This window comes from Clostridium sp. DJ247 (assembly GCF_014231265.1).
Window position 1 is genome coordinate 1 of sequence record NZ_JABAIW010000059.1, and the last position, 26,245, is coordinate 26,245.

Genomic DNA, 26,245 nt, shown 5'->3' on the forward strand with positions numbered 1-26,245 from the left:
ACTCCCAGTTAAGCAGAGAGCCAAAATCTGTGATTTTGTGCGAATCGGTTAAGCAGACATACAAAATCTGTGATTTTAATATGGTCGCTTACTCTGTGAGCACTCCTCTGAAGAGGAGTTTCCTATAAATACTGTAGTATTAGAGCGGATAGTCATCAAATAAAATTTTAATAGAAAGTTATCATATTACGCAATAAATTTAATATTATATAATAAAATTTAAATTATCACCATGTTAAAATTTACCATTAAAATAATTTTTGTGGGGGGATAAATAATGGCAATTATACAAAGTGTTGAGGATGCAGCTAAAAAGATTAAAGCTGGCTCCAGTGTCATGATTGGTGGCTTCTTTGGTGTAGGTACACCTCTAAGGATAATTGATGAACTAGTAAAAAATGATGTACAAGACTTAACTATTATAAGTGTAGTAGGTGACAATCCTGTTGGAAATTTTGATGTTGGTAAACTTACAGCTAATAAACAGGTTAAAAAATTTATAGGAGCACATATAGGAACTGATCCCTATCTTGTACAACAATATATTAATAATGAAGTTGAAGTAGAGTTTAATCCAATGGGAACCTGGATTGAAAGAATAAGAGCCGCTGGAGCTGGTTTAGGTGGAGTACTAACCCCTACAGGTTTAGGAACTGAAATGGAAAATGGACGTGAGAAAGTTATAGTAGATGGAAAAGAATTCTTATTATATTCACCTTTAAAAGCAAATATAGCAATTATAAAAGCACACAAAGCAGATAAACTTGGCAATCTTCAATATAAGGGAGTATCCTTAAATTCAAATCCCGTAATGGCAACTGCTGCTGATTTAGTTATAGCTGAGGTTGATGAGATAGTTGAAACTGGTGAACTTTCTTATAATGAAATAGGTACACCCGGAATTTTTGTAGATATTATAGTTCAAGGTTATACCTCAGAACATAGAAAAGAGATATTTGAAGATTTATGGATAAGAAGTAAAAAATTAAAGTAAGGGGAGTATTGAATATGAATGTAAGAGAGATTATAGCTCAAAGAATTGCAAAAGAATTTAAAGATGGTATGGTTATAAATTTAGGTTTTGGGATACCTACTGCATCAGCTAACTATATACCTAAAGGAGTTAACGTAATTTTACAAACTGAAAATGGTGGTTTACTATTTGGACCTAGACCTAAACTTGGAGAATCCGATCCGGATCTAGCTAATGCAGGTGGAGAACCTATTACTATGCTTGCTGGTTCATCTGCATTTGACTTATCCTTATCTTTTTCTATTATTAGAGGAGGACATGTAGATGCTACTGTATTGGGGGCTTTTGAAGTAGATCAGGAAGGAAATATAGCCAATTGGAAAATACCTGGTAAGTTTGTTCCAGGCATGGGCGGCGGAATGGATCTCTTAGTTGGTGCAAAGAAGATAATTGTGGCAATGACACATACTGATAAAGCGGGAAATCCTAAGATTCTGAAAAAGTGTACTTTACCTCTTACAGCAGCAGCTGCTGTAAATCTAATAATAACTGAAAAAGCAGTTATAGATGTTACAAAGGATGGACTAGTGCTAAAAGAGCTTGCACCTGGAGTAAGTGTAGAGGATATAGTAAAATGTACAGAAGCTGAATTGATTATTCCTGAAAAAATCCATTTAATGTACTAAAGAATATCTTAAATGTAGTATACTTGCAATGCTAAGTTTGTACTTAACTCTAAACATTCCTCATTGTAATTTATCCGATGACTACCCGCTCTAATACTCCCATCTTTAAGGGAAATAAATAAAACCGTGTCGGTTTTTCCGATACGGTTTTATTTTTGCTGTTATATATATATTTAGATTCAGATTGAAATATTTTAACCTTTTAAAGATTTTCTATTTTTATATAAAATGATACCTCTATATTTTAAATTTCTCAATATTTTTTTCAAGCTCTTCTATAAGCTTGTTGAGATTATTGGTGTGATTTGCAATTTCAACTGAACCTGCCATTTGCTCTTCAGCTGCTGCTGACACCGATTCACTCATAGCAGTAGTTTCTTGTGATTCCGCTGCTATATTTTCAATCATTCCCATCAATTCATTTTTCTTACTTATCATTATACTGTTATAATTTTTAACTTCATTGGATTTCTCCAGTAAAGATTCAATGGTAGTAGATATTTTAGTAAAAATCCTTTCTGTTTCAGTAACGGTATGCTCTTGCTCTTCAATGATTATTTTAGATTTATTAATAGCATTTACTGCAATTTTAGACTGATTTTGAATGTTATCAATGTGAGTTTTTATGCTATTAGCTGCTTCAGCAGATTGTTCTGCAAGTTTTCTTACTTCGTCCGCTACTACTGCAAACCCCTTTCCTTGTTCACCTGCTCTTGCGGCTTCAATAGCAGCATTAAGTGCCAATAAGTTTGTTTGGTCTGCAATTTGTTTTATTGTTTCTGTAATGGTACTAATTTCTTCAGATTTTTTATCCATTAAAAATACAACTTTATTTACCTCATCAGAAGCTGTTTTACTCTCATAAGATTTTTCAATTAACGATTTAACCACGGTAATACCATTGTCGCTAAATTTATTTGTAACTTCAAATAAATTATTCATTTCATTAGTTGAGTTAATAATGGTATCTATGCTATTTCCTAAGTCAAAAACTTTATTATTTCCTTCTGTTAAGTGTTTTTCTTGATTTACAGCAGTTTTTGTAATTTCTTCAATTGAATTTGCCACCTCTTTGAAAGCACATTTACTTTGGTCTGTTATATTAGCAACTTCATTTGAGGATCTTAGAACCGTTTCAGTTGTTTGCTGAACATGACTAATAATTTCTCTCATATTTTGCTGCATAGAATAAATTGCACCAGAAATAACTCCAACCTCATCTGTTCTACTTAATAAATCAGAGGAAATATTTTGTGAAAAATCCCCTAGTCCAATCTGGTGAAGATGCTTCATTGCTGCCGAAATAGGTTTAATAATACTATTTGAAAAAGCAATAGCAAGCAAAATAGAGAAAATAATTGATACAAATGCAATAATTAAAATTGTATTTTTTATGTTATCTGAGCTTTTAACTAATTCTGTCTTATCAATAACCGCTACAAACTTCCATCCTGTTTCTGGTGATGTATATATATTTGCAGCATATTGTTTATTGTCAATGTTTAATTCAAAAAAGCCTTCTTTATTTGAAAATTTTTTTTCTAATTCAGGTATTTTTAAATCCTTCACATTTTTAAAATTCATATCTTCTTTTTTAGAATGAGCCAATATTGTGCCATCTGAATCAAATAGGATAACATATCCTGTTTGTCCTATTTTTATATTCTTAATAATTTTTGTTAATTGTGTTAAACTTATATCTAATCCTTGAACCCCTATAGTTTTTCCTTGATTATTCTCGATTGTAGTAACAGTACTAACAATAATATTATGATCTGCACCAGAATCATACGCTGCAGTCCTTACTACCTTCCCTTTATTCTCTATAGCCTTTGTATACCACGGTCTTTTTCTTGGATCATAGTTCCCTTTAGTTTTAGATTCTGGCCAACTTACATAACCACCTGCTTCTGTAGCCATATATACATAGGCAGAGTTAGTATGAGATTTTTCAGCAAATTCTTTATAGTAGTTAAATATTTGTGTTTCTATTCCACCATTTTGGGAAGGTGTCATCATTAAGGTTCCATCAGCACCACCAGGCTTATCAATGTAAGACGTAATTGTATTATCTGCTTCTTTTACTACTTGGTTAAGGGATAGCATTTTGCAATTCTCATTAATAGTATCAAAATATAGGTTAACTGCATTATTTACTTGTGATAATTCTTTACCTGTAGATTTAACAAAATCATCTTTTAATTGCTGAGTTACTTTCATATTTACAACAAAACTTATGGCTCCAATAGAAATAAGAATAAGAAATGAAAAACTAATAATTAGCTTTACTTTCAAATTTATATTTTTTATTCTTACTTTTCTCATTGTTAGATACTCCTTTTTATTTTTTAGTTTTTTATCAATAGTGTTTATTTACATATTATGACGATTAATTTAATTATAATCTAAGTTTCTGCATAGCAATAGATTTGTATTATTCAGAATATGTTAAAAATACATTAAAGTATATCTTTTGTTTTTTATTCCCACATAATTAACAAAAAAAGAAATTACTCTTGTATCAAAGTTATATGTACAATATAAGACTGTAGCTAGATTTACATAAAAACAAATCTTGCTACAGTCTCTTTGTATTATTATAAATAAACTCTTTAAACTTTAAATTCGTCAATCAAAGTTTTTAAATTCTTCATAGAGTTTGTTAATTCATAAACAGATGATTCCATCTCCTGATTGATTGCAGTTTGTTCATCTGCTGCAGAAGCTATCTCCTGAACAATACTAAAATTTGAAGACATAGAATTTGATAAGGCAATAGTTGAATTTGTTATCTCTTTATTACTTTGGAATATACTTCTGGAATCCTTTGAAATATCAGTAATTTCTGTAAATATATTATCAACATTGTTAAATATATATTCAAATATAATATCTGCATTATTAATAATTAATTTACTCTCACTCACATTATCCTGACTATTAACCATATTGTCCTTTACATCAGATATTTGAAGCAATATACTTGAAATCATATCTTTAATACTTTTTGAAGAATGGGCTGTTTGCTCAGCAAGTTTTCTAACTTCATCTGCAACAACTCCAAAACCCTTGCCTTCTTCTCCAGCTCTTGCTGCTTCAATTGCAGCATTTAAAGCTAATAAGTTAGTTTGTGAAGCAATGTTTGTTATAACTGCACTTACTTCTTCAACTGATTTTGAGTGCTGTTGTAGTATGTCAATTGAAATTAACGTATTGTTATATTTCTTATAGATTGTTTCTATCTGATTATGAACATCTTTAAGCATTTTTTTACCTTCATCAGCTTTTTCTTTCAAGGTAGTTGTAGTATTGAAAACAGTATTAATACTACTGGTAATATTATCAATTGATGTCCCAAATCCTAAAATGTTATTGGAAATATGATGGACTTCATCAAGTTCCTTTTGACTTATTTCTGTAAACCCTTTGATATTATTTGCAATCTGTTCTGTTGCTTTAGAAGTCTGTTTAGCATTTTCATTTAAACTTAGTGAAAAGATAGACGTTTCAGTTGAAGTATTCTGGGCAGCAGAAATAATTTGTTGCAAGTTATCAAATACATCATTTGTTGTCTTAGCTAATACTCCAATTTCATCATTTGTCTTTACTGGAATTCGTTTAGTTAAATCACCGTTACCCTTCTTTACATTTTCCAATTCATCAATTATATTTTGGATAGATCGAATTGGACTTTTGATTATTTTATAGAAAATTACGGATGATAATATAAAAATTAACAACAAACTTATAAAAACTAATATTAATGAACTAAAAAAATTGTTTGCATTACTAATTATGATGATATCTCCAACTTCTCTCCCACCGGCATCTAAAAGTTTATTTGAATAATAAGACGTAAACATGCCTTTATTAAATACTAATGGTTTGTATACATTTTTCAGATTTGAAGTACTTCCATAATTAATCTTAGTTAGAATTCCCTTTAGATATGAAGTGTTGGTAGAAGAAAGTATTACATTGTTATTAAATATTTGATCTGGTTTAAGACTGTCCTTTGATATGTACTCACTTTTTACAACAAGTGAAATGTCTGATCCTGTTGTTCTTTTAAAGTCATCAAGGAGTTTATCTATTTCTTCACCAACTTCTTCGTAACCGATTATAACACCATCTTGGTATACAGGGCTCACAACTCTTAAAGCAAATGCTGTAACTCCAAGTTCAAGGCCACCTACCATTTTCTTTTCTTTCATTGCATTTTGCAATGTATATCTTTTAACATCATCTCCATATGTCTCTGGTTGATGAACTCGTAGAAAACTCTTTGAATCAAGTGTATGAAAATAAAAATGTGTAATGTCATATTGTTCCTTTAATTCTTTGAAATAGTCTGAGGTAAGAGATAAAAGTTTTTCCCTGTCATTATTTATAAAAGCATTCTGAAAATCAGCCCTTCTCATAATTGAGGTTAACGTTACTTTAAGCTTTTCTTGATCAGCAGTTATACTATTGTTAAATCGACTGTACATCAAATCTGCACTATTTTTATTATTTTCAACAAGCATATAATAAATCATAGCAAGTGTAGTTATAATGACAACCCCGAAAATAGTAATTATCAAACCGTATAATTTTTTGGATAAACTTCGTTTCATAACATTCTCCTAACTTATTAAAATATTCATACTTTAAAATCTTAAACATTATACTAACCTGTCTTTGCCTAATAACTTAGAAGTTTAATATAAGATCTATTCTTGTCGAAATTTCGGTTCCATTGCTCTTAAGCAACTTATTTTTTTCTTTTTCAACATATTTTTCGTCTCAAGTGTACCAATTATTGCATTATTCCGTCAATCAACATTATGTAAAATGCATGTTATATTTTTTGATTTTTACTACATTCCTAGAGCCTTTCATTCTCTACTTCTTCTCTACTGAAAAGTCTTAAGTTTATTATACTATGTGAGTGTCTTTTGCAAATGTGAATTTATTAAAGAGGCTGCTTTTCTTGAGTTTATTTAAAATTTATATTTCTTTAAATAGATTCTCCTTATTTAAATTGTTTATCGGATTTCAATATATCAATAAAATATTTAACATTAATATAACCAACAAGACAATATATAAGAAAATTAAAAAAAGACTGGAGTGTCCTGAGTAAAATAGACATATATTAGGAAACAGGTCTATATGGAATTTAGTCTTTTTTATTAAACCGTTTTTGTTCTTATATAAGCTACAAATGACAAAATATACTTGCAGTATACATTATAAACTCAAATTAACGTCCAATTAACACAGTTGTAGTATAAAATTAATAAAACCGGTTTAATATCGGTGTTGAGGTGGTTATCATAATAAACATAAATGACGTAGCAAAAGAAGCAGGTGTATCTAAAAGCACGGTTTCCAGTGTTTTTAGTGGAAAAAGACCTATCAGTAAGAAGGTTAGAGAGCATGTTCTAGCGGTTGCCAAAAGGCTAAATTACAGACCTAACTATTTGGCAAGGAGCCTGGCTACAAAAGAAACTAAGATAATTGGATTGAACATGCAGGGTGAAAATGTGAAGTTTAGCCAGTTTCATTTGTCTCTTCTGAACGGTGTACTTAAGGTATGTTATGAGAATGGGTACAGAGTATTGGTAAATCCGCTATCGCAACAATATGATGGTCAAATACAGTTTCAGACTACTGACCCTATTGATGGAGAAATACTGTTAGACCCTTCACAAAACGATGAGAGAATTATTCAAAAATACGAAAAAAATATACCCATGGTTGTTATCGGAAGACCTCAAAAAGGATATGAAGATAAAATATCTTATGTAGACAATGATAATGTAAGTATTGCAGCTAAGCTGACTGATCATTTAATAGAAATGGGACACACAAACATTTTATTTCTAAACTCATCAGAACAGCGAACTGTAAGTCAGGATAGAGCAAAAGGTTATCTAGAAGCTTTTAATATTTTAAATTTGAATAATAATAGTGATTACATAGTTTTTAAGCCGGAGGAAATGACATCTATTGAATACGGATATATGTATACAAAAAAAATAATCTCCACTCATAAAGATATAACAGCTATCATTGCAGACAGTCATAAAGTTGCCCAAGGTGTATACAAGGGGTTACAGGAATTAGATATAGCCATTCCCGAGGATATTTCAGTTGTTGCATTCAGCGATGATTTAGAGAGCACACTCTCCCCTACTTTAACTTGCGCAAATTTGAATTCTGAGATTTTAGGAGAAGAAGCTGCCAAGATGCTTATTGAACTATGTAAAAATAAAGACTGTGTAGTAAAGAGCTTAACAATATCGTCAAAATTAACATTAAGAAGATCAACAAGTAATAACATAAGGAGGCAAGTATGATATATGGCTTATTTAGAATTCAGAAATTTGATAAAGGTATATGATGATTCTAAGAAGAGTAAGTTCTATGCTGTTAAGAATTCAAATATTCAGGTAGAAAAAGGCGAGCTAGTGGTTTTTGTTGGACCATCAGGGTGCGGGAAATCCACCTCACTTCGTATGCTTGCGGGTCTTGAAGATCCAACAAGTGGAGAGATTATTATTGATGGACAAGTTGTAAATGACATGGCACCCAAGAATAGAGATATTGCTATGGTGTTCCAGGACTATGCACTTTATCCTCATATGAAAGTTAAAGAAAATTTGTCTTTTGGCCTTGAAAACATGAAGATTGATAAAAAGGAAGTTGCTGAAAGAGTAGAAATGGCATCAAATATGCTGGAGTTATCTGAACTTTTAGACAGATTGCCAAAACAACTATCCGGTGGTCAAAGACAGCGAGTTGCTTTGGGTAGAGCTCTTGTACGAGAGCCAAAGGTATTTCTACTGGATGAACCTCTTTCAAACTTAGACGCGAAGCTGAGAGTTCAGACTAGAAAACAAATCGCAGAGCTACATAAAAAACTAAATGCCACAATGGTATATGTAACCCATGATCAGATTGAAGCAATGACATTGGGAGATAAAATTGTAGTAATGAATAAAGGTGAGATACAACAAATAGCTGATCCTCAGACACTTTATAATTATCCAGTTAATACCTTCGTAGCAGAGTTTATCGGTACTCCACCCATGAATTTGATAAGTGCTGTCCTGATAGATGAAAATACAGTAGATATAGATGGTTTGAAAATTACTATTGCAAAGGAAATATTAAGCAAGTGTGAAAATTACATTGGCAAAAGGATTATATTAGGGATACGTCCTGAACATATCACAGTAAATAATAATCAAAATACTGTATGTTCTGTAAAGGCAAATATGATAGAGTTTTTAGGCAGTGAAAATTTGCTGTATTTTAACATTGGTACACAGGAAATAATTGCAAAAGTAAATGAGCAGAACAAGTTGAGTGAAGATAGAGTCTATGATATAGGTTTTAAGCTAGAAAAGATGAGTCTATTTGATTCAGAGACAGAAGAGAGAATTTAAGCTTGTTGTAATTTGAAATTACATAAATATCTAAGAAACTCAAAGGCACATAAATTTATATATGTGGCCAATGAATTTTAGGCGTGCCATGGCCTTTAGGTCTGCCACCCACCATTAAGAAGGAGGATAATAATTATGTCAAAGAAAAGAATTATATCTTTAGTGACTACAGCAAGTATCTTAGCTTCATTTATTTTTACTGGGTGTTCAAATAGTGCAAAACAAACTGCAAATACAACTGATGCAGCCCCAGTTAAGAAAGAATTGAAGATGCTCACCAATGTAACTGGAGGTAAAGATGAGCAGGAAATGAAACTTTTCAATGAAGCCTTGAATAAGGCAACAGGATTGAAGATTACAATTGAAAAGCCGGCTTCAGATTATGATAATGCATTGATGCAAAAGCTGCAATCAGGTGAAAAATACGATTTAGTATATTTTGGCCAAGATAGTCTTCCGTATCTTGTAAACCAAGGTGCCCTTACGGATATAACTGATTATGTTAAGAAATCAAAGATTTTATCAGATACCAATATAATACCACAATCCGAATGGGATGCAATAAAAGTTAACGGAAAATTATATGCTGGCTTTAATAAGAAAGAAGTACATAGAGTAGTTAATGTAAATTCGGTTATTGCTCAAAAAGCAGGTGTAGACGTAGCTAATATAGATCCGACACTTGATGGTTACTATCAGGCATTTAAGAAAATGAAGGACTATAATGATAACACTGCCAAAGTTAAGGATTTTTACCCTATTAACATTTCAATTACTAAAATGCATGACATGCAGCCATGGTTTTCATCCCTGGGATTGAAAGGCGGAATTGTGCTTGGCAAAGACGGGAAAAAGACTGTTCCATGGTCTACAGATGAAGCAGCACCAGTGTGGGATTGGCTTCGTAAACTCTACGCAGAAGGATTAATGGACAAAGATGCGTTAACTGATACAACAAAGGAGTTAAGAAACAAGTTCCAGACAGGAAAAACTGGTGAAGTTACTGATTGGGCTGCCTATACCGGTCTATATAATAAAAATGCAGGCGATCAGTATCCAAATAACTTTAAAGCATATCCACTTCCAGGAACTAAAGGTCCAGATGGAAACTACATGTTAACTAAAGGAACAGCTTCTTTATGGGGTATACCAGCCAATGCAGAAAATATACCAGGTGCTGTGAAGGTCCTTGAGTACTTTGCCACACAAGAAGGTGGAGAATTATTGTCAGTAGGGATTGAAGGCTCCGACTATAATAAAGTAGATGGAAAATATGTTTTAACAGAAAGCGGTAAAAAGCATGCCGGAGATCATGGTGCACCGCTACCTATTAATTCTCAGTTTAAAAATCCTATAGGATGGAATCCTGGATTTGAAGATGCTATGAAGTATATTCAATATTCAAAGATTGAAGATGTATTCCCCGAAACACCGAAATATAAGGAAATTATCGGTAAAAACGCAGTGAAAATAATAAAAGGTGATGTAAGCACAAAAGATGGCCTTGCGCAGATGAGAGCTGAATTAAAGCAGGCTGGAGTGATTCAATAATATGAAATTTACAAGAAGAGCTGAGCTCTTCTTGTATTTATTATAGAAAGGGTGATAATGTGGAGCGTACAGAGTCAAAGAAATCCATACTGTTTAAATTCAATAATCCTTTCAATATGAAAACATTGAGACAAATAAAAAAATATAAAGCCATATATCTGATGATGCTTCCTGTTTTATTATACTTTATAGTTTTTTCTTATTTTCCTCTTATACTTGGAATGATTCAAAGCTTCCAGAAAAACAAACTAATAGGCACTCCGGAATTTACGGGAATTTCTAACTATAAGGAGGTTTTAGGTGATTACCAATTTCACCAAGCTTTTCAAAACTCATTGACTATAGGTATAGGCACTCAAATTCTTACTATTATATTTGCCTTGTTTCTTTCTCTTGGAATAAACGAAGTTAGAAATAAATTTACAAAATCTGCAATACAGACAGTTACGTATATTCCAAATTTATTTTCGTGGGCTGTAGTCGGTGGAATGTGGGTATTTGTACTCTCTACCAATGGCTTTATTAATAATATATTGACGTTCACAGGAGCTCAATCAGTTCAATTTTTAGCTGAAGCAAAATATGCGCAGACAATTATGATATTAACAGAAACTTGGAAATACACGGGATACTATGCAGTATTATTATTAGCCGGTATTGTTTCTATAAATCCTAATGTATTCGAAGCAGCTCAGATAGATGGAGCTTCAAGGGTGAAGCAGATTAGAAAAATAATAATACCACATCTTGTACCAACAATAAAAGTCATTATAATGCTCGGTACAATGGGGCTACTGCGAAATTTTGACCAGGTATTTGTGATGGGAAATCCGGCAATTATGGATAAGGTTAGAACATTACTTCTCTATATTTTTACGGAAGGTATTACACAATTTAAGGTAGGAAAAGCAACTGCTGCTGCAACAATGGTACTTGCAGCCACTTTAGTTATAACATTTATTATAAGAAAACTAATTAAATATGATGAAGGCTATTGATTAATGAGGTGATGATTTCAAATGTTTAAAAAAAAGATAAAAAACAGGAATGAAATGATAGCTGCAGCAAGGATATTAAACTACATTATGCTTTTGATTCTTTTTATAACTATGATAGTGCCAATGATTAATGTTTTGGCAGTATCCTTTTCAAGCAAACTAGGATCCATGCAGCCGGGTATTAAACTCCTTCCTGATAGCTTGACTATAGAAGGATATAAAGATATATGGGGAAGGGTGCAGTTGTGGCGACCTTTTCTGAATTCCCTTTTTGTAACAGTAGTATCAATCCTTATACAGGTAGTTCTTTCTTCAATGGCAGGGTATGTGCTTATTCAGAAGGACTTACCCTTTAAAAAATTAATGACTTCATTGATAATGGTAACCATGATGGTACCGGGAGATTTGACATTAATATCAATTTATTCTCTTAATAAAACATTAGGTTTACTTAATACATACACCGGATTAATAGTAAATGGGTTGGTTTCAGGATTTAGTATTTTATTAATGAGAAACTACTTTTCAGCGGTTCCGGGCTCTTTGGCAGAATCTGCGAGACTTGACAATACTGGTGAATTTAAAATATTCTGGAGGATTTATCTTCCTCTATCAATTCCAGGACTCGCCACTGTTACATTTATAGAATTTATTAATAAGTGGAACAGCCTGATGATTCCAATAACATTGATAACTCAGCAGAATAAATATACACTTCCTATGTTGCTTAAGGCACTGGTGTTTAACCAAGCCAGTCAATCGGGTGTAGATTTTATAGCACCAAATGCCATTATGGCAGCTATAGTGATTTCCGTTATTCCATTAATTTTAATATATATATTTGCTCAAAAATTCCTTGTAACAGGAATGACAATAGGAGCTTCTAAGGGGTGATGAATTATGACAAGCATTCAGGAATTGAACATAGAAAGATTAATAGCAAAGTCCGAAGAAAAGACTTACTTTGAAATTCCTTTTAAAGTACCAGAAAATGTTTCAAAGCTGGAGGTATCCTATTCCTATAAGAGAAGAAGTATTTCAGAAAGTGAAACGGGAGATATTTTCAATAAAGAAATTAATGTTGTAGATATAGCTATAATGGATGAAAGTAAATCCTTTAGAGGTTGGTCAGGATCAGAAAGATTGTATTTTTACATAACTGAAAATGAAGCCACTCCAGGTTATGTAAGAGGAATTATTAACGAAGGAGAATGGGCAATAATTTTAGGAGCTTATAAAATTCAAGAAGAAGGCTGTATTGTAAATGTAAATATTAAATTCACTCCAAAAGAAAGAGTGTTGTTAAAAGGCGATCTGCATATACATTCCATCCATTCAGATGGTAAATATGATGTTTCTGATGTGATAAATTTAGCTAAGCTTCACGGAATGGATTTTATATTTCTTACTGATCATAATACCTTCTCCCAATGTGACGGCATTGTAACCAGCGACTCCCTTGTAGTGCTGCCCGGGATGGAATGGACACACTATAATGGGCATTGCAATTTTCTTGGAGTTAAGAATCCTATAAAAAATTTCGTTTCAAATGACAAAGATAAAACAGTAGAGATAATGAAAGAAGCAAAAGCAAAGGGTGCACTTATTACATTAAACCATCCGTACTGCCAAAATTGTGGCTGGAAGTGGGGCTTTGATGTTCCCTTTGATGCTGTGGAAGTTTGGAACGGACCTATAAAAAAATCTGAGTATGATGCTGTGCAGTGGTGGAATTCAAAACTTATTGCTGGAGAAAGAATTCCCATTGTAGGGGGAAGTGACAGCCATAAGAATGAATTGTTCAGAATGATAGGTACTCCTACGACATTTTTATATAGCAACTCCAGAGGACAGTCAGATATCATAAAGGCCATAAAAAACGGACATGCATTTGTAAGCTACACCGCAAATGGTCCCATAATAGAATTTTCAGTTGGAGACGCTATAATGGGAGATTGTATAGATTTAAAAGAAAATCAAACTGGTTTGGTTAAAGTACAGAATGTAGGTTTTAAAGATGAAATTAAATTGATTTCAGATAAAGGTATAGAAAAGATGTATAGCATCCATGATGAGAACACAAAGACTTTTAGTTTCCATATTGAGGAAAGAGTATTTTATCGCGTTGAAGTGTGGAGGGAAATTATTCCTCATATGACTGCATTGGTTTCCGTTTCAAATCCCATTTATATACGACTATGAAAAAAAACAAAGAAATAAAAAAAGTACATGTAATATACAAGTCTCATTTGGATGTGGGCTTTACGGATTTGGCTAAAAATGTGATAGACAAGTATATAAAATATTTTATTCCCAAAGCTATTAAATTAGCTAATAAGGTAAATAAAGATGAGAGTAACAAAAAATTTGTATGGACTGTTGGTTCGTGGTTAATAGATGAATACTTAAGAAGGATAAATGGGAAAGCAGGTCAAGAATTTATTGATGCTATAAATAAAGGATATATTGTATGGCACGGTCTGCCATTTACAACTCATAGCGAACTTATGGACGAGGAGTTATTTGATTATGGGATTTCAATAAGTAAGAACCTTGATAGAGCATTTTCAAGAAGCACTATTGCTGCGAAGATGACAGATGTTCCGGGACATACTAAAGGAATAATTGGCTTACTTCACAAAAATGGCATTAAGTATCTACATATAGGAGTAAATGCTGTATCACATAAGCCATATGTACCTGATACATTTATATGGCGGGATTCTAAAGGGAATGATTTAATAGTAAACTACTGCCAAAGTTATGGAGAAACTACCATAGTGCCGGGTTTTGATGAGGTTTTAGTCTTCGCACATTCAGGCGATAACTCGGAACCTCCAGATGAAGAGGATATTTATAAACAGATTGAAAATATACAAGAACAATTTCCAGGAGCAGAGGTAAAGGCTTCTACTCTTGACCATTATGCTAGAGCCCTTATGGAGTTTAGAGGACAATTACCGGTGGTAACAGATGAAATAGGAGATACATGGATACATGGCATAGCTACAGATCCATATAAAGTATCAGTTTTTCTTGAACTTTTAAGGTTAAAAAACAGATGGATAAAAGAAGGAAGGCTGGAGAAGGACAGTAATATTTATAGGGAATTTATGAGGAATTTGCTTATGATTCCTGAACATACCTGGGGACTGGATTTCAAAAAGTATTTAGCTGATTATAAAAATTGGAGAAAGCAAGACTTTATAAAGGCTAGAAATATAGATATATTAAGCGATGAATATATTCCTGAAAAGTATATGGAATACGGTGAATTTGCCAAGCATGAGTTTAAAGCACAGATAAAACACTTGGATTGGAAGGATAGAAGTTATTCACTGTTTGAAGCTTCTCACAAAAAACAGAGGGATTATTTAGACAATGCAGTGGAATCACTGCCACTAATTTTAAAAGAAGATGCCCAAAACGCACAGGGGCAGATTTTTGAACATCCCCAGATAAATCATCAATATAAAAAAATAAATTTGTATGAGGAGTTTGAAATTGGGGACTTTAAGATTAGTGTATTGAAAAATGGCAGTGTTAAAGTTCAAGGACAAGGGCTGCACAAGCCAGCTATTCTAGGCAAAGCTATGTATCAATTATTTGGTTTGAGCACATTTGACAAATGGAAAAAAGAATACATGATTAATTTAGATACTAATAAATTGTGGGCCATTCCGGATTTCTTTAAACCAGGAATTGAGGATGCTGGTGTGCAGCAAGACGATACGTTTTACTATTTTACGGCTGAAAATTGTGCTGTAAAAGAAAATGAATTAATTATTGAATTAAAATTTAATGGCAGTGAATGTGAAGAATATGGATGTCCTAGAAAAGCAGTTATGAAATATATTTTTAACCATAAACAGATTTATATATCCTCTTACTTTTTGAATAAGGATGCGTCCAGGCTGCCAGAAGCTTTATGGGTTTCACATTTTGTGGACAATGATTCAATTAGGGAAATAAAGTTTAACAAATTGGGTGAGATAATAGATCCCTTTAAGGTTGTGAAATATGGTAATAGAAACTATCATTCCATAAGAGAAGTTGGTTTCAAATTGAATAATACTATCTGTCGCATAGTACCACTGGATTCTACACTGGTTTCCTTAGGTGAAATGCGTTTATACAATTTTAATCAAGAATATGCAGAACCAAGGGGAGGTATTCACTTTAATCTTTACAACAACCTATGGGGAACCAATTTTAAAATGTGGTATGAAGAAGATATAATTAGTAGATTCTTAATAGAAACGGATTTTCAACCTTGAAATGTCCAAATTCGCCGGCTTCATTTCTGTAAACGGCTCACAAATGTTGAATTATTGAAATACTATTCGAAAAGCATCTTTATACTTCATTGTAAAAAATGATTTTAAAAGTAGCATCGGGGTAACCCCGATGCTATTCCCCATACTTTTTTGTGGGTTCGAATTCCTATAATAAAAATAAAATGCTGTATTAGTTTCCTCAACCAATACAGCATTTTATTTTTATAGTATTTTCTTTTCGAAAACCACCATGATAATCATATGTATGGTGGAGGCAGTGGGTGATATTTATTCAAGTATAGATTAAAGCCTAAAAGGCTATAATATATTTTGAGTATTACTAATATCAAAAGCATATATTTCCAAATTATGCAATATAACCTTGTTATTAAGAAAATATATTTAGAAGGGCGGTGAAAAAGTGATAACTGTAGGATTACCTAAAGGATTATTTTACTATCAGCATCATGTTCTTTGGGAAAGCTTTTTTAGAAATATCGGGTGCAACATAGTAGTATCTGAAAATACAAACAAAGAAATATTGAATTGTGGGATTAAACACTGTTGTAACGAAATATGTCTACCTGTAAAGGTTTTTCACGGACATGTATATAGTCTTAAAGATAAAGTAGACTATATATTTATCCCTAGATACATAAGTGTTGATAAAAATGAATATACATGTCCTAAATTCTGTGGACTACCAGATATGACTTTGTTAAACCTTAAAAATCAAGTGAAAATTTTAGAAATTAAGCTGCATATAGATCAATTACCGAAACAAACATATAAAAGTTTAAAGGAAATAGCTAAAATTTTAAATATTAAATATAACGATGTAGTAGACGCTTTTAGAAATGCTTTAAAAACATTTGCAGAAAGTCAGGAAGAAGCATTAAACGCTACTAAGGTTAATCAGATTAAAAGTAAGCTTTCAGTTTCAGTTTTAGGGCATCCTTATATGATATACGATAATTATTTAAGTATGAAACTTATAAAGAAGCTGGTAGATAGAAATATTAACGTATATACTCCAATAAATCTTAAACATGAAATAAAAAGGCAACACGCTTATCCATTTCATGGTAAAGTTTTTTGGGAAGTTGGTTTCGATAATCTCGGAAGTGCTTTTAAATTTGCTGAGGATAAAAATATAAATGGAATTATTTATCTGACGCCTTTCGCTTGTGGCTTGGATTCGATTATTATAGAGTTTATTGAAAGACGGCTAAAATCCCATTACAAAGTACCTTTTCTAAAGCTTACAATTGATGAACACACGGGAGAGGCTGGATTTGATACAAGAATAGAAGCTTTTTTGGATATGATGAGGTGATTAATAGATGAAAGTTACGTTTCCACATATGGGGAATATGTATATATCTGTGAAGGTTTTACTGGAAACTATAGGAATAGATTATGTAATACCTCCATTTTGTAATAAAAAAATACTAGAAGATGGTGTCAAGCATTCACCAGAGTTTATATGCTTGCCTTTTAAAACTATATTAGGAGATTTTATTTATGGTATTGAGAATGGAGCGGATTTTATCTTATTTGGTGGAGGGTGTGGCCAGTGTAGGCTTGGTTACTATGGCGATTTGCAGGCAGAAATACTAAAAAGTTTAGGATATAAAACTAAATTTGTGTGTCTAGATTTAAGTAATATGACAATTAAAGAAGCATTTAATAAACTAAAACCTTTGACTAACGGGAAAAGCATCATTAATATTGTCAAAGGAATTATATATGCTTTAAGAACGGTTTTTATAGTTGACAAAGTATACCAATTTGCCAGCTATACTAGGTGTATGGAAATAAATAAAGGTGAAACAGATAATATTATGAAGCAATTTCAAAATAAAATTCACCAAGCTAAAGGCTATAAAGATATTAGTAAAGTAATAAGATCAACAATGAAAGCGTTAAAAAACATTGAAATTGATAGGAAAGTTAAACCTTTAAAGATAGCGATTGTCGGTGAAATATATACGACTTTGGAAACTTATATCAATTTGGATATTGAAAGAAAGTTAGGTAATTTAGGAGTAGAGGTAGATAATAAATTGTATGTAAGTCATTGGATAAAGGAACACGTTATCAGAAAAATTTTACCTATAAAATTTAAGAATAAACCTCATGAAGTAGGAAAAGAATTTATGAAGACTGATGATATTGGAGGTCATGGACTCGAAACTATCGGAAATTCAATATTATGCGGTAAAAACAAATATGATGGTGTTATACATATATATCCCTTCACTTGTATGCCAGAAATTATTGCACAAAGCACATTTAGTGAAGTTCAAAAGAAATATAATATCCCAATAATGACACTTATAATAGATGAAATGACAGGTGAAGCAGGTTATATGACAAGAATTGAAGCGTTTATTGATATGATTGAAATAAAAAGAGAAGAAAGAATGAAGAGTATTCAAGATAGTATAGTAATTAAGTAAATTTATAGAGTGAAATTTACAAATGAAAATAACCCTGGTTATTCAACTTGTCATTGATGAAAGTTTTACAAAGCATCTCATAAAAATATAAGAAAATAGATGGCTGAAGTAAAGCTTCGGTCATTTCTCTTATCTTCTCAACATAATATATAGCATTATGGAAACAGCAAAGGAAAATGCGTTAAACCCTTTCAACTATCTTACCTATTTATTTGAAAAAATGCCTAACTCAGATTTCGAAAATAATCCAGATGTATTTGAATTTCTTTTTCCTTAGGGAAATCTCCCTAAGGAATGTTACTTAAAGAAAAAAGATTGAAAAATAAGCGGTTAACAATTGTCAATGTGATTACTTGTTAACCGCTTACAGTATCTAGTACTAGCAAAAAATTTTTCCGAAACATTTAATAAAGCTAAAGTTTTAATAGTAGATTATAGATTAGCCCCTAGAAATTTATATCCTGCGGCTTTAAATGATGCTGTGGATTCTTATAAATATTTATTATTAAAAGGATACAAAAGTAAAAATATTATTTTTGCAGGAGATGAGGATTTAAAAAATCCATATATATCAGCATTGTACGGGAATTTAACGGGACTTCCAAAGCTTTTGATGCAGGTTGGAACTCATGAGGTGATTTTAAGTGATACTATAGACTTTGCTAAAAAGGCTAAAAAAGCTGGTGTGGATGTTAAACAAACAACCTATCAAGGAATGTTTCATGTGTTTTAAATAGTACCTTCACTACCTGAAATTAAGGAAGCATGGAAGGAAGTTCATGAGTTTTTAATGAGTATATAATGAATAACATTAATTATAAAATGAAATTTGCAATGGATTGTGAACATCCACAGATTTGTGTAAAACAAATCTGTGGATGTTTACATAGATTTTGAAATTAAGTGTGTGCATTTGTGGTGTGCACTTTTTAGCATAATTATTTCAAATTGCAAAAGCGGATATTTATTCTTTATTCATTTGTAGACGAAGAATGCATGCTGCCTATATGTTTAAATAAAAAATATAATGGAATGCCTACTATAAACCCGCCAAGCCCAATAATAATTCTATTTTGAATTATTGGTTTACCTATGTCATCTGCCCAGGCACTATATAATAACCATAAGCTAAGGCAAACAGACACTATAGGAATAAAGTATCCAAAAGGCACCCTAAATGAAGATTTTGCTTTTCTCCTTCTAAATACAATAACAGAAAAGCAGGTTGGAATATACTGCCCAAATTTTGAAATAACGCTTATTCCTACCAGCTGCGCAAAACTACCGGATAAAACAAGAGGTATCGCTACTGCAACTGATATTATAATTGCTGCATAAGGTTGACCATATCTATTTTTTTTGCCTACAAAAGAAGGTAAAACCCCGTCCTCTGCGAGAGCTTCCCCGCTTCTTGGGGTATTAAAAGCTGTAGCTATATTAATTCCACCAATTGAAATAAGAGTTCCAACTGCAACTAACATTTTACCAAAGTCCCCTAAAAATACATTTGCAGAATCTGCAACCGGAGAAATACTTCCAGCCAATTTATAACCTAAAGTTCCAATACAAACTGTTTGTATTAATATATAGATAAGAGAGGTTATTAGTATTGTAGCTAATATAGCAATAGGTACGTTTTTCTTTGGATTATCCATATCACCTGCTGCTATTACCACGGATTCAAATCCTGAAAAAGCATAAAAAACTACAATTATAGCCGCTCCAAAGTTGTCCATATTAATTGGTTGAGTTGATATGAAATTTCCGCCTTTTAAAAAGAATATGCCGACAACAATAAAAAGTACCAATGGAATTAATTTTGCAATAGTTATTACGTTGTTTAAATATTTTGCGATTTCTATACCAAATAAATTTATTATTCCAAGAACTACAAGAAGTCCAACAGCTATAATATTTTTTGTTACTCCATTTGCTGCCTGCGGCCAAAAAAAACCTAAAGCAGTGGCAAATCCTACTGCCATTGTTGCCCAGCCTATAATACATATAACCCATTTCATTATTCCAACTTCAAAACCTATAAATTCTCCATAAGCTGCTCTTGCATATATGTAGTCACCTCCTGTTTTATCAAACATTCCACTAACTTCTGCAAAACAAAGAGCTAGTGATAAAACTAATAAGGTTACAATTAAATACATGCCTATACTTTGAGGACCAAACAATTTATAGGCATTTCCGGGTAATAAAAATATGCCTGAACCTATAACACCGTTTATTCCTAATAAAATAATACTAATTAAGCCAAACTTTTTTTTATCCATATATCTCTCTCCTTTTTTCAAATAAATAAATTATAAAATCAGTACTACAAAATGTAACGCAAATCTACAAATATTTTATTGAAATTTTAATTGATAATTATTAAATTATAAAATATGTGTGTTATTTTTGATAAATAAATATTATACTTGACTAAAATACAATCTGTAATTTTATAGTAAGTGCTTCAAAAGACAACGTATTAGAAAAATTATTTTAGTTACATTAGAATAGCCCTTAGCTGGTTAAATGCTAGGGGATTTCATATTTCTTCGTTTATTTTTAAGGCGGCATGTAAATGCTATAAAATAAAGTTTAATGATATAATAATAGATTATATAGCTAAAAAAGTGTTGAGATAAGAATAAATTTTGACTTTTATATACTAGGTATAAATAGAATAGGTTTTAACAATGAAAGATTTATATACTATAAATAATAAAAGTGCTAATGAACTTAAGACTCTCATTAACACCTATGTAGACTCAGTTATTGTATATGATGATAAAGTAGATATTAACCTTACCATCTCTTTTGTACATATGTATGGTGGAGGCGGTGGGTGTCGAACCCACGTCCGAAAGCAGTAACACTTGAGCATCTCCGAGTGCAGTCCTTATTTTAACATTCCCTCTGCCAGACGCCTAAGGACAGGCTTCTAGTTTTAGTAGCTTCATAAATCCCGTTCCTGTGGCAAAGCTTACACAGGCTCGTTTCACCGCTGTCGGCGCCAGACTCTAAGTCGCGGTACTCTTAGGCTGACGTTAGCTGACTAAGCAGCTAAAGCTAAATTATCGTTTTTAGCGTTTATATTTAATCCTATAGTTTTTTAACGCGGGTCCACAGGTTCCCTCGACTCGCTTCCCAAATGCAACACACCCCCGTCGAAACCAAGTACGCCCCCTTGTTGCATACTTTGGCACTTAGGTTGTAAGTGCAGTATATTAAACGCATTCTTGTAATATAAAATTATACAACTTATCTTTCATATAGTCAAGATGTTTTTTATTCATCTGACAGTTATTATAATACACCACATACGAAAACTTATCAATAGGATTTTAAATTAATATTAGTAAGTTTCTTCATTATTATTTGTTTATTTCCTAGATAGTAAATGTAATTACTTTATATATAAATAAAGGATTATCAATGCCCCATTTTACCTAACAAAATGGGGCTTATTACTTATCCTATGATTACCTGATCTAATACTACCATCTGGTGTATGTTTCACTTTATATAAGAAACATAGCTACTATTGTAGTAACAACTAGACCTATAATAACTGGTTTTACATTTCTCTTAGCCAGCTCAAAGGCATCCACACCGCATATAGCAGCTACAGGTATTACCGCCTATGGAATTACCGTTCCTCCACCTACCCATATTCCTGCTATTTGACCTAAAGCAGTTAATGTATCTATGCCTCCACCTAGAGATGCTGAAAATAACTTTGCAGTAGAGCCAACTAATGATATCCCCGAAAAACCCGAACCATCTAATCCTGTAATAGCTCCTACTGCTGTTAATGTTATGGAGGATACAATAGAATTTATAGGTAGAAATAATGCTCCTATAAGAGCTACAGCTGGTGACGGCCAGAAAAACCAGGAGAATATCATCATTACTATTCCTATAACCCAATAAGCAACCCAATAATTTTTTATAACTCCTCTAAACGGTGAAATTATTTCTTCGTGTATACCCGCGGCTATTAAAGTATTACTCATGGCTGTTATAACAGATATGATAAATATGGTTGGCATTAGCTCTTTAGTAGCATATGGTGATATTATATAATAACTACTATAAATGAATCACTAGAGAAAGATAATCAGAGTCATGAGCTTTTCTTTATACTAAATAAAAAAAGACTGCAACAATACAGTCCTTATCTAAATCTTTCTTTCATTTGTCTATCTATATCTCTCTTAGCTGCCTTTTCAAGCATAGCATCTCTCTTATCATAGTTCTTCTTACCCTTAGCTACACCTAAGTGTACTTTAACCCTTCCGTTTTTAAGGTACAAAGATAATGGTATAAGCGTATATCCTTCCTGCGAAGTAAATCCTAGAAGCTTAAGTATTTCTTCTTTATGAAGAAGTAGCTTTCTGTCTCTTAAAGGATCTTTGTTATAAATATTTCCCATTTCATATGGACTTACATGCATATTACGAATGAATACTTCGCCATTTCTTATTTCTGCATAACTATCCTTCAGATTTGCCTTACCTGCCCTTATAGACTTAACCTCAGTTCCTACAAGCTCGATACCAGCTTCTAAACCTTCTTCTATAAAATAATCATGTCTTGCTTTTCTATTTTCAGCAAGAGTCTTACTACCTTCCTTTTTTTTCATACGAACACCTACTTCTTATTTTCTGTAGTACTTCATTATATTACAGATATATACAAAAGTCAATATTCTGTACATTATTTTCCAATTGTTAACATACATCTTATTTGATTCCTTTCCCTTCTTAGAATCACTTGATAATGTCTGCTTTCAGTGTGTAAATAGCTTGTACAAGCGCTTGCGTAACTAAATTATATTTACTTTTGAAAATATTGTCAATAAGGTAATTAAATTTTATTTTGAAATTTTCAAAATAAATAAAAATAGATGAGGGTGGAAAATTTACACCCTCATCTATAAATTACTATTATCTATAGGTTATATTAGTTTTCTATGAACTGCAAGGCTTTCATTTCTGAATAAAAATCCCATCTGATTCAAGTTTCACTTTATCTAAGCTTTCTTTGAAAATCTTCTGTAAGTACTACAGATGAAACCCCTTTATCGTTACCTTCATTTGTGGTGTCTACGTTATTAAAATCTGTATTTTCTGCTTCCTGTATTTGGTCGTCCTCTACTCTTACAGCTGATGTCATAGAAGCTTGTATTAACACATTTTCCTCAACTTCATTATTTTTTTCTATTCCTATTTTAGAAGTTTCAGTATTATGTGTTTCTGAATTATTTTTTATACTGAAGGTTTCATTCTTTAGAATATCATCTACTGAATATTGTTGCCCTAGGTTATCTACATCCACATTCTGCTCTTCATCTTCTTTTAATATGTCAAAATATATTTCATGAGCAAGCATATCAACTTTTGATACCTTAACTTTTACCTCATCACCAAGTCTATAAACATTTCTAGTTCTTTCACCTATAAGGCTTAGGTGTTTTTCGTCATATACATAATAATCATCATCCAAAGTACTTATGTGAACAAGACCTTCAATAGTATTAGGCAGCTCCACAAACATTCCGAAGTTTGTAACAGAGGATATTATACCTTCGTATTCCTGACCTATTCTCTCACTCATATATTCAGCTTTCTTTAGGTCATCTACCTCTCTTTCTGCCTCCTGAGCAAGTCTTTCCATTTCAGAAGACTGCTTTGAAGCATGCTCGACTTCTGCATTTAATCTCTTTATTCTATTTTCGTTTACTTTACCATTAATAAATTCCTTTATTATTCTGTGTATAATAAGGTCTGGATATCTTCTTATTGGTGAAGTAAAATGACAATAGTATTTTGCTGCAAGTCCGAAGTGTCCTACACATTCTGGTGAATATCTAGCTTGCTTCATAGAACGAAGTAATAAAGTACTTACTACAGTTTCTTCTTTCTGTCCTTTTACCTTTTCTATAACGTCTTGTAGAGCTTTTGGATGTATATCTTGACCCCATCTAATTACATATCCTAAGTTGTGTACAAATTCATTGAAGTGCATAAGCTTTTCTTCGTCTGGGTCTTCATGTATTCTATATACAAATGGCATGTTAGCCCAGAACATATGCTCAGCGATAGTTTCATTACATACAAGCATAAACTCTTCAATAATTCTGTTAGCAATAGCTCTTTCATAAGGTTTTATATCTATTGGCTTACCTAATTCATCAAGTATTATTTTACATTCTTCAAAATCAAAGTCTATAGCGCCACGATTTAATCTCTTCTTATTTAATACCTCACATAACTCTTCCATAAGTTTGAAGGTATCTACCAAATAATCATACCTTTGCATAAGCTCAGGATCTTCATCTCTTAGTATTTTAGTCACATTAGTATAAGTCATTCTTTCATTAGTCTTTATTATACTCTCTACAATACGGTGGTCTACAACCTTACCTGTTTTATCTATTTCCATAAAACAGCTTAAGGTAAGCCTATCAACTTTAGGATTTAAGCTGCATATACCATTAGAAAGCTTTTTAGGAAGCATAGGTATAACTCTATCTATTAAATAAACTGATGTTCCTCTTTTTAAAGCTTCCTTATCTAAAGGATTTTTTTCCTTAACATAATTAGATACATCCGCAATATGAACTCCTAAATAGTAATTTCCATTAGTAAGCTTATCAATAGAAATAGCATCGTCTAGATCTTTAGCATCTTCTCCATCTATAGTTACTATAGTTAAATCTCTTAAATCTTCTCTTCTTTCATATTCCTCTTGAGGAATTTCTTCAGATATACTAGCTGCATATGCTTCCACTTTTCCTGGGAACTCTTCTGGAAGACTATGCTTTTTGATTATAGTAAGTATATCTATACCCTTATCCCCTTTCTTTCCTAATACTTCAATAACCTTACCTTCTGGATTTCTCCTCTTATCTGGGTAAGTTGTTATTTCTGCTATTACGATATCACCAGTTTTTGCTCCACTCTTACATTCTTTTGGTATAAATATGTCCTGATATATCCTTGTTTCTTCTGGTACTACAAATCCAAAGGTTTTACTATTTTCATATGTTCCTATAACCCTTTTATTAGCTCTTTCGAGAATTCTTATTATTTCTCCTTCGCACTTTTTCCCCATATTTTCTTCTCTAGTAATCTTTACTACCACTTTATCTCCATGCATTGCGCCATTCATATAAGAAGATGGTACAAAAACATCTGGTCTATCAGTTTCTGCTATAACAAAACCAAATCCTTTTATATGCCCTTGAAGTCTTCCTACTACGAGACCCATTTTATCTGGAATTCCATAATATTCTGTACGAGTTTTTACAATTTGGCCTTCCTTTTCCATATCATTTAATATTTTTTCAAAATCTTTTCTTTCTGTCTTTTTTATATCGAATACTCTCTCTAACTCCTGTAGATTCATAGGCTTATATGCCTGCTCTCTCATGAAATCAACAAGAACCTCTCTTATATTCATATTATTCACCTCGCTTGTTTAAAATTAAAATATGTATTACTATAGTACTGATGTAAGCTTCTCTTTGTACATTTCTTATATTATTATCTTTATATCAATTATCTAAAAATATTCAGCAATATTCATACAACTTACTTTTATTTTACACTATATCTGCACTTAGTAATAGTATGCTGTTACCTTAAAGTAATTATTACATTATTTTAGCATTTTATTAAGTTTCATTATCAAGTTATTTTATATAGGGGTTCCGTCGTGGAAACTTAACTTATACGTAGGAATATGTTGACAAAACTGAAGCACATTTAAAAACTTTTTATTAGTCTTAGTGAAGTGTTTTTAGAAAATCTTAGGAGCTTTGATATGGTTGAAAGCCTGAATGGCTTTCAACGAGCGAC

At 32.0% G+C, this 26,245-nt stretch carries 17 protein-coding genes, 1 other RNA gene and 3 pseudogenes; 14 read left to right on the forward strand and 7 right to left on the reverse strand.

Annotated elements, in window-relative coordinates:
* Positions 1-277: 277 nt before the first annotated feature.
* Positions 278-994, forward strand: a complete 717-nt coding sequence (locus tag HGI79_RS18735; RefSeq protein WP_185652209.1) for a CoA transferase subunit A — start codon at positions 278-280, stop codon at positions 992-994.
* 14 nt (positions 995-1,008) lie between these two features.
* Positions 1,009-1,659 carry a 3-oxoacid CoA-transferase subunit B gene (locus HGI79_RS18740; protein WP_185652210.1) on the forward strand — a complete coding sequence of 217 codons (651 nt, stop codon included), beginning with the start codon at positions 1,009-1,011 and terminating at the stop codon, positions 1,657-1,659.
* A 237-nt stretch (positions 1,660-1,896) separates the two neighbouring features.
* Here HGI79_RS18740 and HGI79_RS18745 read toward each other — a convergent pair whose 3' ends face one another.
* Complete coding sequence (locus HGI79_RS18745; protein ID WP_185652211.1) at positions 1,897-3,984, reverse strand: methyl-accepting chemotaxis protein; 2,088 nt, start codon at positions 3,982-3,984, stop codon at positions 1,897-1,899.
* A gap of 287 nt (positions 3,985-4,271) precedes the next feature.
* Positions 4,272-6,275: a methyl-accepting chemotaxis protein gene (locus HGI79_RS18750; protein WP_185652212.1), complete on the reverse strand. Its 2,004-nt coding sequence runs from the start codon at positions 6,273-6,275 to the stop codon at positions 4,272-4,274.
* Between the two features lie 693 nt (positions 6,276-6,968).
* Here HGI79_RS18750 and HGI79_RS18755 point away from each other — a divergent pair.
* The 11 genes and pseudogenes from HGI79_RS18755 to HGI79_RS23750 all read left to right on the forward strand — a co-directional run.
* A complete protein-coding gene (locus HGI79_RS18755) occupies positions 6,969-8,003 on the forward strand; it encodes a LacI family DNA-binding transcriptional regulator (protein WP_313885233.1) in 1,035 nt (344 codons plus the stop codon).
* A gap of 3 nt (positions 8,004-8,006) precedes the next feature.
* Positions 8,007-9,095 carry an ABC transporter ATP-binding protein gene (locus HGI79_RS18760; protein ID WP_185652213.1) on the forward strand — a complete coding sequence of 363 codons (1,089 nt, stop codon included), beginning with the start codon at positions 8,007-8,009 and terminating at the stop codon, positions 9,093-9,095.
* Between the two features lie 135 nt (positions 9,096-9,230).
* Positions 9,231-10,646, forward strand: coding sequence for an ABC transporter substrate-binding protein (locus HGI79_RS18765; RefSeq protein WP_185652214.1), 1,416 nt, complete (start codon positions 9,231-9,233; stop codon positions 10,644-10,646).
* A 116-nt stretch (positions 10,647-10,762) separates the two neighbouring features.
* Positions 10,763-11,644 (forward strand): carbohydrate ABC transporter permease, encoded by an 882-nt coding sequence (locus tag HGI79_RS18770; protein WP_207725850.1) that lies wholly within the window; start codon positions 10,763-10,765, stop codon positions 11,642-11,644.
* A gap of 21 nt (positions 11,645-11,665) precedes the next feature.
* Complete coding sequence (locus HGI79_RS18775; RefSeq protein ID WP_185652216.1) at positions 11,666-12,538, forward strand: carbohydrate ABC transporter permease; 873 nt, start codon at positions 11,666-11,668, stop codon at positions 12,536-12,538.
* Positions 12,539-12,544: 6 nt separating this feature from the next.
* The gene (locus tag HGI79_RS18780) at positions 12,545-13,846 is read left to right on the forward strand and encodes a CehA/McbA family metallohydrolase (RefSeq protein ID WP_185652217.1); all 1,302 of its coding nucleotides are present in this window, start codon (positions 12,545-12,547) and stop codon (positions 13,844-13,846) included.
* A complete protein-coding gene (locus HGI79_RS18785) occupies positions 13,843-15,921 on the forward strand; it encodes a DUF5054 domain-containing protein (RefSeq protein WP_185652218.1) in 2,079 nt (692 codons plus the stop codon). Before HGI79_RS18780 ends, HGI79_RS18785 begins: the two co-directional genes overlap by 4 nt.
* A 421-nt stretch (positions 15,922-16,342) precedes the next feature.
* Complete coding sequence (locus tag HGI79_RS23545) at positions 16,343-17,257, forward strand: acyl-CoA dehydratase activase-related protein (protein ID WP_185652219.1); 915 nt, start codon at positions 16,343-16,345, stop codon at positions 17,255-17,257.
* Positions 17,258-17,264: 7 nt separating this feature from the next.
* Positions 17,265-18,383 carry a hypothetical protein gene (locus HGI79_RS18795; RefSeq protein WP_185652220.1) on the forward strand — a complete coding sequence of 373 codons (1,119 nt, stop codon included), beginning with the start codon at positions 17,265-17,267 and terminating at the stop codon, positions 18,381-18,383.
* A 157-nt stretch (positions 18,384-18,540) separates the two neighbouring features.
* Entirely contained in the window at positions 18,541-18,660 is a 120-nt protein-coding gene (locus HGI79_RS18800) for a transposase domain-containing protein (protein ID WP_395939559.1), read from the forward strand.
* 144 nt (positions 18,661-18,804) lie between these two features.
* Positions 18,805-19,116: pseudogene (locus tag HGI79_RS23750) on the forward strand (alpha/beta hydrolase fold domain-containing protein); the annotation flags it as partial.
* A 238-nt stretch (positions 19,117-19,354) separates the two neighbouring features.
* On the opposite strand, the gene HGI79_RS18810 reads toward HGI79_RS23750, so the two are convergent.
* Positions 19,355-20,665: an APC family permease gene (locus HGI79_RS18810; protein ID WP_185652222.1), complete on the reverse strand. Its 1,311-nt coding sequence runs from the start codon at positions 20,663-20,665 to the stop codon at positions 19,355-19,357.
* Positions 20,666-21,076: 411 nt separating this feature from the next.
* On the opposite strand from HGI79_RS18810, the gene HGI79_RS18815 reads away from it, so the two are divergent.
* Entirely contained in the window at positions 21,077-21,253 is a 177-nt protein-coding gene (locus HGI79_RS18815; RefSeq protein WP_185652223.1) for a hypothetical protein, read from the forward strand.
* On the opposite strand, the gene ssrA is transcribed toward HGI79_RS18815, so the two are convergent.
* From ssrA to rnr, 4 genes and pseudogenes are all read right to left on the reverse strand, one after another.
* Positions 21,211-21,567: a transfer-messenger RNA gene (gene ssrA, locus HGI79_RS18820) on the reverse strand. The genes HGI79_RS18815 and ssrA overlap by 43 nt on opposite strands.
* A gap of 334 nt (positions 21,568-21,901) precedes the next feature.
* Positions 21,902-22,450 (reverse strand): annotated as a pseudogene (locus tag HGI79_RS18825) (hypothetical protein); the annotation flags it as partial.
* 107 nt (positions 22,451-22,557) lie between these two features.
* Positions 22,558-23,025 (reverse strand): SsrA-binding protein SmpB, encoded by a 468-nt coding sequence (gene smpB, locus HGI79_RS18830; RefSeq protein WP_185652224.1) that lies wholly within the window; start codon positions 23,023-23,025, stop codon positions 22,558-22,560.
* 683 nt (positions 23,026-23,708) lie between these two features.
* Positions 23,709-25,847, reverse strand: a pseudogene (gene rnr, locus HGI79_RS18835) (ribonuclease R); the annotation flags it as partial.
* Positions 25,848-26,245: the final 398 nt, after the last annotated feature.

Coding starts and splice junctions, on each gene's coding strand:
- HGI79_RS18735 (WP_185652209.1), top strand. CDS start 278: ATGGCAATTATACAAAGTGTTGAGGATGCAGCTAAAAAGATTAAAGCT.
- HGI79_RS18740 (WP_185652210.1), top strand. CDS start 1,009: ATGAATGTAAGAGAGATTATAGCTCAAAGAATTGCAAAAGAATTTAAA.
- HGI79_RS18745 (WP_185652211.1), bottom strand. CDS start 3,984: ATGAGAAAAGTAAGAATAAAAAATATAAATTTGAAAGTAAAGCTAATT.
- HGI79_RS18750 (WP_185652212.1), bottom strand. CDS start 6,275: ATGAAACGAAGTTTATCCAAAAAATTATACGGTTTGATAATTACTATT.
- HGI79_RS18760 (WP_185652213.1), top strand. CDS start 8,007: ATGGCTTATTTAGAATTCAGAAATTTGATAAAGGTATATGATGATTCT.
- HGI79_RS18765 (WP_185652214.1), top strand. CDS start 9,231: ATGTCAAAGAAAAGAATTATATCTTTAGTGACTACAGCAAGTATCTTA.
- HGI79_RS18770 (WP_207725850.1), top strand. CDS start 10,763: ATGAAAACATTGAGACAAATAAAAAAATATAAAGCCATATATCTGATG.
- HGI79_RS18775 (WP_185652216.1), top strand. CDS start 11,666: ATGTTTAAAAAAAAGATAAAAAACAGGAATGAAATGATAGCTGCAGCA.
- HGI79_RS18780 (WP_185652217.1), top strand. CDS start 12,545: ATGACAAGCATTCAGGAATTGAACATAGAAAGATTAATAGCAAAGTCC.
- HGI79_RS18785 (WP_185652218.1), top strand. CDS start 13,843: ATGAAAAAAAACAAAGAAATAAAAAAAGTACATGTAATATACAAGTCT.
- HGI79_RS18795 (WP_185652220.1), top strand. CDS start 17,265: ATGAAAGTTACGTTTCCACATATGGGGAATATGTATATATCTGTGAAG.
- HGI79_RS18800 (WP_395939559.1), top strand. CDS start 18,541: ATGGAAACAGCAAAGGAAAATGCGTTAAACCCTTTCAACTATCTTACC.
- HGI79_RS18810 (WP_185652222.1), bottom strand. CDS start 20,665: ATGGATAAAAAAAAGTTTGGCTTAATTAGTATTATTTTATTAGGAATA.
- HGI79_RS18815 (WP_185652223.1), top strand. CDS start 21,077: ATGAAAGATTTATATACTATAAATAATAAAAGTGCTAATGAACTTAAG.
- smpB (WP_185652224.1), bottom strand. CDS start 23,025: ATGAAAAAAAAGGAAGGTAGTAAGACTCTTGCTGAAAATAGAAAAGCA.